Below are 10,993 nucleotides of genomic sequence, written 5' to 3'. Positions count from 1 at the left end.
TATTTTAGAGAGATGGTGCTAGAGGTTCAATCCTGGGGCCTGAAGCCGTCGTGGGTGACCGGAGACAGTTGGTATTCGAGCCTAGAGAATCTGAAGTTTCTCAGAAACGAGAAAGTGGGTTTTCTATTTGGGGTAGCGAATAATCGGCTGGTCTCGGTAGAGCGTGGAACGTCAGTGCAGATAGGGACTCTAGAGATTACAGCTGATGGCTTGATGGTCTATCTCAAGGCATTTGGCTGGGTCAAAGTGTTTTGTGCGCCGTTCAAAAACGAGCAGCGATATTACATCTTGTATCGACCAGACTTAGAGGCTTTGAAACAGCTCTCACGAGAGACCTTTAAGCAAGTTCATAGTGAGCATTGGCAGATTGAATGTTTTCATAGAGTGATTAAACAGGTGTGTAATATCGAGCGCTTTTATGTGCGAGATGAACAGGCTATTCGTAATCACGTTTTTTGTGCACTACGTGCTTTTTGCAAGCTACAGACGATGTGCATCAAAGGGATCATCAACAACTGCTATGAGATATCGCGTCAGCTATTTGTGCCGGTCATTCGCCAGTTTATTCTAGAAAACGTGGAGGAAACTGCTTTCGCCTAGCATTGTCACACTGTATTTGTCAATGCGTAACTCCTATTAATATCTACCTAAAGCTCAAAACCTGTGCTGCGTGAGTCTGAGTGCATATGCGGTTATCTTATTGGCCTGTCAAAACCTATATTTTATTTGTTATCCGAGGTCTAAATCCTAATATGCAGTCATCAGAATTGTCGTCAGCTCAATCGAGGGTAAAGCTAACCCTTTGGAACGCTGAGGTAGAGAGCTTTAGTAGCCGAGACTTTTATATTTGGCTGCAAGAGATGGGACTCCCAGAAGCAGTAGTGACAAGGCTGCACGATTTAGCTGGTAAGACTATTCAGCTTGGAAAGAAACTCATCTCTATCGGAAAGGTTCTTTTATTCAGGATTATCAACTTTGTGAAGGAGAATCCTTGCCTTGTTGCTGGGTCTGGTATAGGAGCAGTAGTTGGAGCAGCGATCTACAGCCTCTTAAGTTCTTTGCCAATGGGGATCGGCAGGTTCCTAGAACCCCTCGCTAAGATTTTAGGATTAGGTGCCATTTCACTCGGTGCAAGCGTAGGACATTCTCTCGATAGAGAACTTAAAAGCTTCAGCCAAGATTTGCAGGAGGCTGCGAGTAGCTTCTTCAACCTTCTAGCAAGTGTACTGCGTTCGCTCTCTAATCAGTTCGTTCCTGCCTGAATACAATTATATTTGGCAAGTTAAAGCTAATCTATGTCTAAACAAAATCGCAGCAAAGAAGACCTCCTTAAAGCTATTAGCAAGCTTAAAGAAGGGGGCGATAGTTTTACATTTTTAACCGATATTGGAGTCGTCGGAGTTGGGGCTGTGGGTGCTGGTGCAGCAGCTTTCGCATTTGGAGGCGCTACAGCTTCTGTCCTATTTGGCTTAGTTGCTATTCCTGTCGCCGCTCCTCTTGCAGTCGTTGCTGGTGCTGCTGTTTTAGGTGGTGGTGCCTTACTTGGAGTGAAGAGGGCTTTGTTTGACGGCACTTACACAGAAGGTAAGAAAGCCGAACTCATTAGACAGATGGAAGACGAGTTGCGTGAGATGAAAGCAAAAGAACGAAAAGATAGAATCGGCAAAGAAGATAAAACGAAATTTCATCTTTTTCTAGAAGAACCTATCCAGTTCGATTTGATTACACCTGAAGATGCACGAAAACTTATGGAGCTAGTCGAAACTGGAAAACTTGAAATTAGCGAAGCATATAGAATGATTATTGATATGCTTGCAGAAATGAAAGCATTGCCATCAGCCTGAGTTACTTCTTGTTTCCCAACTGGCAGATCATCTTCAGTGTCTCGTCCCGGAGATGTTTGGGTTCACATGCCAAGGCAGTATCCTTCAACATGTGAACCCGGTAAGAGCCGTTTTTGCTCGGGCAGATACGATCTCGACCGCTTATACGAGGTTATTCAGAACCGTAACTTTCTGCTCGAATGCCTCTACTAATTTACTAAAAAGTACACCTCAATCCCCTGCAAAAATGAGCAAGCGGAACTGGGAAAGGCTAAAGAAGAGACTTTATCATTTCCCAGCAGGATGACCTAATAAATCTGACTACTCAACCCTCACGCTTTCACATCGAAGCGATCAAGGTTCATCACCTTGTTCCATGCGGCTACAAAGTCATTCACAAACTTCGGCTGCGAGTCTTCACAGCCATAGACTTCTGCGATCGCTCTCAGCCGCGAGTTCGACCCAAAGATGAGATCAACCCGGGTACCTGTCCATTTAAGGTTGCCGGTAGTGCGATCGCGCCCCTCAAACAGCTCATCAGCCTCAGAAGTCGCCTTCCAAGTCGTGCCGAGGTCAAGCAGGTTGACAAAGAAGTCATTGGTCAACGTCTCTGACTGATCAGTGAAGACGCCGTGTTTAGTCGCTTCGAAGTTTGTTCCTAAGACGCGCATGCCGCCCACCAGAACTGTCATCTCAGGGGCTGACAGGGTCAGCAATTGAGCCCGATCAATCAGCAGCTCTTCGGGAGATTCGCTGTGCTTGCCACTGGAGTAATTGCGGAACCCATCCGTGGTCGGCTCCAGAACCGCAAAAGATTCGACATCCGTTTTTTCTGGCGACGCATCCGTTCGACCTGGCGTGAAGGGGACCCTGACATCGTAGCCAGCGTTCTTCGCCGCCTGCTCGACCCCGACGCAGCCGCCCAGCACAATCAGGTCGGACAGAGAAACCTGCTTCCCGCCAGATTGCCCACCAGATTGCCCGCTAGCTTGGGAGTTGAACTCTTGTTGGATAGAGTCTAGCGTTTGCAGCACCGTTGCCAGTTGCTCTGGCTGGTTGACCTCCCAATCCTTCTGCGGTGCCAGCCGAATGTGCGCCCCGTTTGCCCCACCGCGCTTGTCAGAATTACGGAAGGTCACCGCCGCCGCCCAGGCTGTTGAAACCAGTTGCGAAACAGACAGCCCCGAGGCCAGGATCTTGCCCTTGAGGGCGGCAATGTCTTGCTCGTCAATCAGCTCATAGTTAACTTCGGGAATGGGATCTTGCCAGAGAAACTCTTCCTGCGGTACTTCTGGGCCGAGGTAGCGCGATCGCGGACCCATATCCCGATGGGTCAGCTTAAACCAAGCCTTGGCAAATTCGTGAGCGAACTCGTTCGGGTTCTCCTGGTAACGCCGCGAAATCGGCTCGTAAACGGGGTCCATTTTCATGGCCATGTCCGCCGTCGTCATCATCGGGGCATGCCGTTTAGAGGGATCGTGCGCGTCGGGTACCGTATCTGCGCCAGCGTCGCCCTTCGGCTTCCACTGCCACGCGCCAGCCGGGCTCTTCGTCAGCTCCCAGTCATACTTGAACAGCGTATCGAGATAGCTGTTGTCCCACTTGGTCGGCGTGGGCGTCCAGGCCCCTTCAATGCCACTGGTAATCGCATCGACGCCGACGCCAGAGTTGAAGGTGCTCTTCCAGCCGAGACCTTGATCCACGAGACTACTGCCCTCAGGCTCAGGGCCTACGTGAGCCGCATCGCCCGCCCCATGGCACTTGCCAAAGGTATGTCCACCAGCGGTAAGCGCCACCGTCTCCTCGTCGTTCATCGCCATGCGGCCAAAGGTCTCGCGAATGTCTTGCCCTGAGCCGACCGGATCAGGCTCGCCATCTGGCCCTTCTGGGTTCACATAGATCAGGCCCATCTGCACAGCAGCGAGAGGATTCAGGAGCACCCGATCATCCTCATACCGCTCATTGCCAAGCCAGGCTTTCTCAGAGCCCCAGTAAATGTCTTCTTCTGGCTCCCAAACGTCCTCGCGCCCGCCAGCAAAGCCCAGCGTTTTGAAGCCCATCGACTCTAGGGCGCAGTTACCAGCGAAGACCATGAGGTCGGCCCAGGAGATTTTCTTACCATATTTCTGTTTAATGGGCCAAAGCAACATGCGCGCCTTATCAAGGTTGGCATTGTCGGGCCAACTGTTGAGAGGTGCAAAGCGTTGTGAGCCGGAGGAGGCCCCGCCGCGACCGTCGCCGATGCGGTACGTGCCAGCACTGTGCCAGGCCATCCGAATGAAGAGCGGCCCATAGTGTCCGTAGTCGGCGGGCCACCAGTCCTGGGAGGTGGTCATCAGCTCAAAGATATCCGCCTTCAGGGCGGCGAAGTCAAGACTCTTGAACGCCTCCGCGTAGTTGAACGCCTCACCCATCGGATCCGCCTGGGGTGAATGCTGGTTAAGGACGCTTAGATTTAGCTGATTCGGCCACCAGTCTTGGTTAGCCGTCGCAGGCCGCGTCGTAAGCTTCTGACCGCCGCCCGAAAATGGGCATCCGCTTTCGCTACTCATGGGTATCTCCTAATTGGATTGAATTATGTATGCTGTGTTTTGCTTGCCTCTGTGTGTCGCTTTCCCTAAGTAGAAAGCATTGCCCGACACATCTGCATCAGCGTAGCCGTCTGTTCGGGTCTCTCAGCCGCCGGGTTAATATAGTTCAACAGGGTCTCGGCATTAGAGACAGCGGGCATTGCCTCAAAGCCGTTTCGTTCTACAAACATTTTGTCGATCACGCCGTTCTTGACCAGCATGGAATAGCGCCAGGAGCGCTGCCCCATCCCTTTATCAGAAAGGTTCACCAGCATCCCCATCGCGCGGGTAAAGTCGCCATTTACATCGGGGATAAAGCGTACCTGGTCGGCCTTTTCTTCTTTGGCCCAGTTCGCCAGCGAAAAGGGATCATTCACCGAAATGCAGATAATCTCATCGACGCCGTTCGCCCTGAAGACGCCTGCATACTCGTTATAGCCCAACAGCTGAAGGGGAGAATACGGGCAGGTAAAGGCACCCGTCACCGCAAACACCACCACTGTTTTGTGGTCAAAGAGATCCGCCGTCGAAAGGTTGTTACAACCCTCCTCTAAAAACATCCGAAAGGTTACGGCAGGGACACGCTGGCCCTCAAGATTGAACAACATTTTTCCAGCTCCTTACTCACAGTCAAAATCCGTTCCGTTCACTCAGAACGATAAGTCGCGACTCATCCGCTTGCGCATCGTGTTAGAAGAAGACGTGAAAAGTTAGAAATGCGCTCTCGGTTGAAGTACGCCAGCTTTGCCTTCAAACTTTACTTTCAAATGGAGGGGCTAAGCACGCAAGATGGATGCGCCCTTAGGGGGTTCTCTGGGGAAATTTCCTGCTTCTGAAGCAAGGTCTTAGCAAAGCTTCGGTCAAGTCGTAGTCATTACCAGTTTACTTATCTAGCATAGTGATTACTCTTTGGAATGCGGGCTAGCAACTTAGATTCTGTCGCAAAAGTTTACGCTCAATGGGTGGGTGGGAGAGAGGCGATCGCCCCTGCCTTGGTCGCTGCTGACAACCCGTATAAGACTATGGTAAAACTCACCCGGGTCACTAGGCTTAGCTGCTCTATAAAAGTTAGCCAAGCTAACAAGCGACTCACCACTGGCGCTAAGAACAAAAACAGCGCCAAAGTCACGCTAAGGTCAGGCACTACAGTCACTTTGCCCGTTGCAACATAAGGCTTTCAGCCGGAGTGATGGACCTCAGCAAAGTGACCAACGCTATCTCTAAAGTCACTTAGAAATTCGCGCCGCCGTGCGTAAGATTTGCCCCGCCAAAATCGCTGCGCCGAAGCCATTGTCAATATTCACAACACCAATGCCGGTCGCACAAGAATTTAGCATGGTCAACAGCGGCGCTAGCCCCTGAAAGCTCGCGCCATAGCCGATGCTCGTCGGCACGGCAATCACTGGGCACTGGGCCAATCCGGCCACGACACTCGGCAAAGCCCCTTCCATACCCGCCGCGACAATTAGCACATCAGCTTGATCGATGACATGACGATTGCTCAGCAGCCGATGAATGCCCGCGACGCCAACATCCCACAGGCGCGTTACCTGAAAGCCGCACAGCTCTGCCGTAACAGCCGCTTCTTCGGCAACGGGCAAGTCGGCAGTGCCCGCTGTGAGAATGCTGAGATTACCCGGTTGGACTGCTAAGGATGCTTGGGGTCTGATCGCGCAGATGCGGGCCGTGTCGAAATAAGTCGCCTGTGACAGAGCAGACTGCACATCAGCGCCTTTATGCGCATCTACCCGTGTTGCCATCACTACCGGATGCAGCGGCTCCATCGCCAGCATAATTTCGATGATCTGTCCGGCAGTTTTGTCTTGCCCCCAGATCACTTCAGGAAAGCCTGTGCGAATTGTCCGCTGATGGTCGATCTTGGCAAACCCGCCAACTTCTTCGTAGCCGGATACTTTCTCAGAGGCTTGCAGCTTATCAATAGCAGCTTCCGGGCTGAGGCGACCTGCGGCTACGGCTTGAAACAATTCACGAACGGCGTCAGGCTGAATCACGGCGATAATCGTTAGGGTGAAAGAAGTTCAACTGTAATAGGCTAACGTGATTTAGTTCGTCTTATTTTTAGTTTGTCAGGTTCTCTTGTTGGGGTTTATGACTACTGCGCCTACTGACATCGTGATTTTGTCCAATGGGCCAGGGGAGGTAGCTACCTGGGTAAAGCCAGTGGTGCGTTCACTTCACCAAAAAGCCGCTGACACCGGCAGTCTTCGCATCTCAGTCATCCTCTCCCCCTGCCCGCACGCCTCTGGCCAAGAGCCTACCATCTTGCAAAACTACCCCGAAGTAGACCGGGTTCAGAGTGCGCCGTACTTCTTTAAGTTTTTACTGACGGGCAAAACCGCCGATGATTGGGACTGGCATCCGCAGGGCGTCGTGGTCTTTCTCGGTGGTGATCAGGCGTTTACCTGGCTAGTCGCTAAGCGCCTGGGCTATCGCACGGTTATCTATGCCGAATGGGAGGCCCGCTGGTCTGGGTTGATCGACCGCTTTGGCATCATGCAGTCTGAAGTGGTCAAAAAAGCACCCGCTCGCCATCGAGACAAGTTTACTGAAGTAGGCGACCTGATGGCCGATGTGCAAACCACGGCTGACCGCACCGAAATTTCCGCTGCCTTAGACATCTCCCCCGACACCGATTTGATCGGCTTTCTGCCGGGATCAAAACCGACCAAGCTGGGGCCGGGTATCCCGCTATGTCTGGCGATCGCCCAAAGCCTTTACGCTCACAATCCCAACACTCAATACGTCATCGGCGTTGCCCCCAACCTCACCCTGGCAGACCTTGCCCGCTATACCGACCCCACTCACAATCCATTAGTGCCCATCATCGAAGGGCCAGAGACCACTCTAGTCACCCCACCCACAGGTCTACCCTATTTACAGATATTAGATGGCCCCAGGATCTTGCTCTGGCAGCGTTTTCCAGCTTTGGATCTGTTCTCTCAGTGCAAGCTGTGCCTGACAACGGTTGGGGCTAATACTGCCCAGCTTGGCGCACTGGCCGTCCCCATGATTGTGCTGCTGCCGACTCAGCAGTTTGACGGGCTTAAGCTGTGGGATGGGGTGCCTGGGCTATTAGCGCAGTTGCCGGGAGTGAGAGCGATCGCCCGCAAGTACATCAACCCGCTAATTATCAAAGGCGTTCAAAAATCAAACCGACTATTTGCCTGGCCCAATATCTGGGCGAAGCGCGAAGTCGTCCCTGAGCTGCTCGGCCCGATCACCGCTCAGCAAGCTAGCGAAGTCGTGCGAGACCATCTCGCCCATCCCGAAAAACTGACCGCCATGAGCCAAACCCTACGCGAGCTGCGGGGGCCTGCTGGCGCTGCTGATAAGATGGCCAACCTGATATTAGAAGTCGTTAACTATCCCGAACAAGGGCTGGCGGATACGACAAGCGATGAATGAAGTGGGCTCGTGAGATCACCGCTATATGCCCCATCTGGGTTTAAAAAGAAAAAAGGAGAGCCGTGCGGCTCTCCCTACCATCAGGGTGCATCTACATGTACACAGTATTGCACGCTCGGGGTGAGGGGTGTAACCCCCCTTTGTACTGATCCTAGAACCTTTGCGTTCGTATTCTAGAATTTGATGATTTAGCGGGTAACTGTCTGTGATCTGGAGCATACTTTGCTCACTTTTTACTCTAGCGTTGGGCGCTTTGATGAGGTTCATCACACCGGCTGAAAGCCTGATGTTACAACGGGATATTGCAAAGGGCAGAGTGGCTCGCGGTTCTCGAACGTATGCGGGAACCGCCATAAACGGTTAGCCGTTCAGCTTTTTCCCGAGGAGCTGATTGGTCAGCTTAGGGTCGGCGCGTCCGCCTGTGCGCTTCATCACCTGACCGACAAAAAAGCCTTTGAGCTTAGTTTTCCCAGCGCGAAACTTGGCTAACTCATCGGGGTTAGCGGCGAGCACTTCGTCGATCATCGCCTCAATCTCAGCCGGGTCAGAAATCTGGCTGAGCCCTTTACTCTCCACAATTTTCTTGGGCGATCCGCCATTATTTAGCAGATCGGGCAACAGGTCTTTACCGATCTTATTGCTGATGGTGCCATCTTCAATGAGCGCTACCATTTCGGCCAGGGCCGCTGGCGTTAGCTTGAGTTCGTCAATACTGATCTTCTCGGCATTGAGATAGGCAGCAATGTCGCTCATAATCCAGTTGGCAACGAGCTTGGCAGACACGCCAGAGGCGATCGCTGCTTCAAAATATTCGGCCACTGTGCGGTCGTCAGTGAGCACTGCCGCATCGTAGGCCGACAGCCCCAGCTCTGCCTCATAGCGCTGACGCTTTTGGGCGGGCAGTTCGGGCAGGTGCGATCGCCATTCACTGAGCTGATCGGCAGTGACCTCTATCGGCGGCAGGTCAGGTTCCGGAAAGTAGCGGTAGTCGCTCGCGCCTTCCTTCATGCGCATACTTTTGGTGCGCTGCGGGCCTTCTTCCCACAGCCGCGTTTCCTGATAGATCGGCTCACCCGCTTCAACCGCTGCAATCTGCCGCTCAATTTCGTAGTCAATGGCTTTGGCGATCGCGCTAAACGAATTCATATTCTTAATCTCTACCTTGGTGCCAAACTCAGCCTGGCCCACCGGTCTGACAGAGATATTCACATCGCAGCGCAGCGATCCTTCCTGCATATTGCCATCGCCTACGCCCAAGTAGCGGATGATCCGGCGAATCTCTTCAGCGTAAGCTGCCGCTTCTTCTCCAGAGCGAATGTCTGGCTCGGAGACAATTTCTACCAGGGGCACGCCCGCCCGGTTGTAGTCTACTAGAGAATACGAAGAGCCCGATAGACTATCGCTGCCCGCATGTACCAGCTTGCCCGCATCTTCCTCCATGTGGAGGCGCGTAATCCCAATGCGCTTACGCACTGGCTCACCGTCTTTTACCAGCTCAATTTCTAGCCAGCCATGCTCAGCGATCGGCAGGTCAAACTGAGAGATCTGATAGTTTTTAGGCAGGTCAGGGTAGAAATACTGCTTGCGGTCAAACTTGCTGTAGGGCGCAATCTGACAGTTCAGCGCCAGCCCCGCTTTCACTGCATACTCCAGCACTTTTTCATTGAGTACAGGCAGCACACCCGGCAGGCCCATCGTCACCGGGTCGATATAGGTGTTTGGGTCAGCGCCGAAAGCTGCCGAGCTAGTCGAGAAAATCTTAGTCTCTGTCCCTAGCTGACAGTGAGTTTCCAGGCCAATAACGGCTTCGTATTTAGCGTTTGCAGAAGATTTAGCAGGCGCGGCAGCAGTCATAAAAGCGTCGAGGTAGGTAGGTGAATTCTATAAAGCAGGGCAATTACACGGGTAATTGTAGCCCTATTATCCAGTGTGGGGAACGCCGGTAGCATCAATTGACAGACGCTAAAAACTCGCAAAAGTCATTGAGCTGTTGAATGAGAGAGTCGTAGCCGTTCTCTAATAGTTGGAAATTAGCATCAATTCTGGCAGGTTCGAGCCGGTAAGCATAGTTGCTGCGAACAACATAACGAAGGGCAAGTCCCATACGGCCAGGTCAATATCTGAACCCAGGTGAATGTCATTGACCGAAAGCATGGAGCCAAACAGCACCACCTGGGTAGCGCCAAACTCTGCTTTAAGAATATCGGCGAGAATTTTGGCTTGCTGTAGGCCAGCCTGATGACCGGCTTGCAGGCGCGATCGCATCTCAGCTTTGCGCCGCTGCCGCTGCGCCACATAAGGCTGAAGCTCAGATATTACAGAGTTACGCCAAGAAACTTCCATATCATCCATTATATAAGCGCTGATCAAGCGCCCATTGCGGAGAACCGTTCAACCTTCACCACTTGTTAAAACGAAGTCGTTACGAGTATGATATAGGAGTTCGGGCGAAGGTGCTAAATTTACAGTAGCGGTGACGACTGCTCTGGTTCGTCCTTTACAGTGCTTTGTATCAGTCCTTTCTCTAAAGACGTTTAGACCCTCTTTAATTCTGGAGACTCCTATGGTTTCAACAACTTCCAAAACTGCCTTTTATCCTACCCGGATTGACTTACCGCTAGATACCCGTCAGCCGGTAGTCGCTATGCTCAACGGCACGCTGGCTGCGACTACAGACTTGCGCACTCAGACCAAGCAAGCTCACTGGAATGTGAAAGGCAAAGACTTTTACCAGCTTCATCTGTTGTTTGATGAAATGGCGGGCGAGCTAGAAGAGTACAGCGATATGGTAGCCGAGCGCGTCACGGCCCTAGCTGGCACGGCGATGGGCACGGTGCGCATTGCTGCTAGCGAATCGATTTTGCCTGAGTACGACTTTGACGCCGTCGGTGGTATGGAGCACGTCGCGGCTCTGGCTGACCGCTATGCGGCCTATGCCAAGCACCTGCGTGAAAGTATCGACAAAGCCGACGAGCTAGGTGACCAAGACACCAATGATCTCTATGTTGAGATCTCTCGGACTATTGACAAGCGCCTCTGGTTCTTAGAAGCTCACCTGGTGGGCTAGTGCTGGCGTCATCTCTAGCGCGACCGTTTGAATGCCTGCCATAGCTGTCGTCGGCTGCATTCGCACGCTAGCTGGCCAAGTGACCAACGCTTAAAATGAGAAAACGA

11 protein-coding genes are annotated in these 10,993 nt (G+C 52.4%); 5 read left to right on the top strand and 6 right to left on the bottom strand.

Annotation, left to right across the window (positions count from 1 at the left end; genetic code table 11):
• From CKL79_RS10495 to CKL79_RS10485, 3 genes are all read left to right on the top strand, one after another.
• The coding region (locus tag CKL79_RS10495) for a transposase (protein WP_141242174.1) at positions 1–600 on the top strand (600 nt) is incomplete at its 5' end.
• 86 nt (positions 601–686) lie between these two features.
• Entirely contained in the window at positions 687–1,262 is a 576-nt protein-coding gene (locus CKL79_RS10490) for a hypothetical protein (RefSeq protein ID WP_205879051.1), read from the top strand.
• A 33-nt stretch (positions 1,263–1,295) separates the two neighbouring features.
• Positions 1,296–1,844 carry a hypothetical protein gene (locus tag CKL79_RS10485; protein WP_121969529.1) on the top strand — a complete coding sequence of 183 codons (549 nt, stop codon included), beginning with the start codon at positions 1,296–1,298 and terminating at the stop codon, positions 1,842–1,844.
• A 311-nt stretch (positions 1,845–2,155) separates the two neighbouring features.
• Here the strand turns inward: CKL79_RS10485 and katG are convergent, their stop codons facing one another.
• The 4 genes from katG to larB all read right to left on the bottom strand — a co-directional run bounded on the left by katG (position 2,156) and on the right by larB (position 6,405).
• A complete protein-coding gene (gene katG, locus CKL79_RS10480; protein ID WP_121969528.1) occupies positions 2,156–4,375 on the bottom strand; it encodes a catalase/peroxidase HPI in 2,220 nt (739 codons plus the stop codon).
• 65 nt (positions 4,376–4,440) lie between these two features.
• Complete coding sequence (locus CKL79_RS10475) at positions 4,441–5,001, bottom strand: redoxin family protein (protein WP_121969527.1); 561 nt, start codon at positions 4,999–5,001, stop codon at positions 4,441–4,443.
• Between the two features lie 347 nt (positions 5,002–5,348).
• On the bottom strand, positions 5,349–5,546 hold the full coding sequence (locus CKL79_RS22870) for a hypothetical protein (protein ID WP_141242190.1): 198 nt from the start codon (positions 5,544–5,546) through the stop codon (positions 5,349–5,351).
• A 73-nt stretch (positions 5,547–5,619) separates the two neighbouring features.
• Complete coding sequence (larB, locus tag CKL79_RS10465) at positions 5,620–6,405, bottom strand: nickel pincer cofactor biosynthesis protein LarB (protein WP_170944028.1); 786 nt, start codon at positions 6,403–6,405, stop codon at positions 5,620–5,622.
• Positions 6,406–6,502: 97 nt separating this feature from the next.
• Here larB and CKL79_RS10460 point away from each other — a divergent pair, with 97 nt between their 5' ends.
• The gene (locus CKL79_RS10460; RefSeq protein ID WP_121969525.1) at positions 6,503–7,819 is read left to right on the top strand and encodes a lipid-A-disaccharide synthase; all 1,317 of its coding nucleotides are present in this window, start codon (positions 6,503–6,505) and stop codon (positions 7,817–7,819) included.
• Between the two features lie 360 nt (positions 7,820–8,179).
• Here CKL79_RS10460 and gatB read toward each other — a convergent pair whose 3' ends face one another.
• Both gatB and CKL79_RS10450 read right to left on the bottom strand, forming a co-directional pair.
• Entirely contained in the window at positions 8,180–9,673 is a 1,494-nt protein-coding gene (gene gatB, locus CKL79_RS10455) for an Asp-tRNA(Asn)/Glu-tRNA(Gln) amidotransferase subunit GatB (protein WP_121969524.1), read from the bottom strand.
• A 162-nt stretch (positions 9,674–9,835) separates the two neighbouring features.
• On the bottom strand, positions 9,836–10,162 hold the full coding sequence (locus tag CKL79_RS10450; protein WP_141242189.1) for a nucleotidyltransferase domain-containing protein: 327 nt from the start codon (positions 10,160–10,162) through the stop codon (positions 9,836–9,838).
• Positions 10,163–10,382: 220 nt separating this feature from the next.
• Between CKL79_RS10450 and dps the strand changes: the two genes are divergently transcribed.
• Entirely contained in the window at positions 10,383–10,886 is a 504-nt protein-coding gene (gene dps, locus CKL79_RS10445) for a DNA starvation/stationary phase protection protein Dps (RefSeq protein ID WP_121969522.1), read from the top strand.
• The last annotated feature ends 107 nt before the right edge of the window (positions 10,887–10,993 follow it).

Source organism: Leptolyngbya sp. BC1307, from assembly GCF_002286735.1.
Lineage (GTDB): Bacteria > Cyanobacteriota > Cyanobacteriia > Phormidesmidales > Phormidesmidaceae > Phormidesmis.
This window is presented reverse-complemented; position numbering and strand designations above follow the sequence as displayed.

Coding starts and splice junctions, on each gene's coding strand:
- CKL79_RS10475 (WP_121969527.1), bottom strand. CDS start 5,001: ATGTTGTTCAATCTTGAGGGCCAGCGTGTCCCTGCCGTAACCTTTCGG.
- CKL79_RS10485 (WP_121969529.1), top strand. CDS start 1,296: ATGTCTAAACAAAATCGCAGCAAAGAAGACCTCCTTAAAGCTATTAGC.
- CKL79_RS10460 (WP_121969525.1), top strand. CDS start 6,503: ATGACTACTGCGCCTACTGACATCGTGATTTTGTCCAATGGGCCAGGG.
- CKL79_RS10450 (WP_141242189.1), bottom strand. CDS start 10,162: ATGGAAGTTTCTTGGCGTAACTCTGTAATATCTGAGCTTCAGCCTTAT.
- gatB (WP_121969524.1), bottom strand. CDS start 9,673: ATGACTGCTGCCGCGCCTGCTAAATCTTCTGCAAACGCTAAATACGAA.
- dps (WP_121969522.1), top strand. CDS start 10,383: ATGGTTTCAACAACTTCCAAAACTGCCTTTTATCCTACCCGGATTGAC.
- CKL79_RS10490 (WP_205879051.1), top strand. CDS start 687: ATGCGGTTATCTTATTGGCCTGTCAAAACCTATATTTTATTTGTTATC.
- katG (WP_121969528.1), bottom strand. CDS start 4,375: ATGAGTAGCGAAAGCGGATGCCCATTTTCGGGCGGCGGTCAGAAGCTT.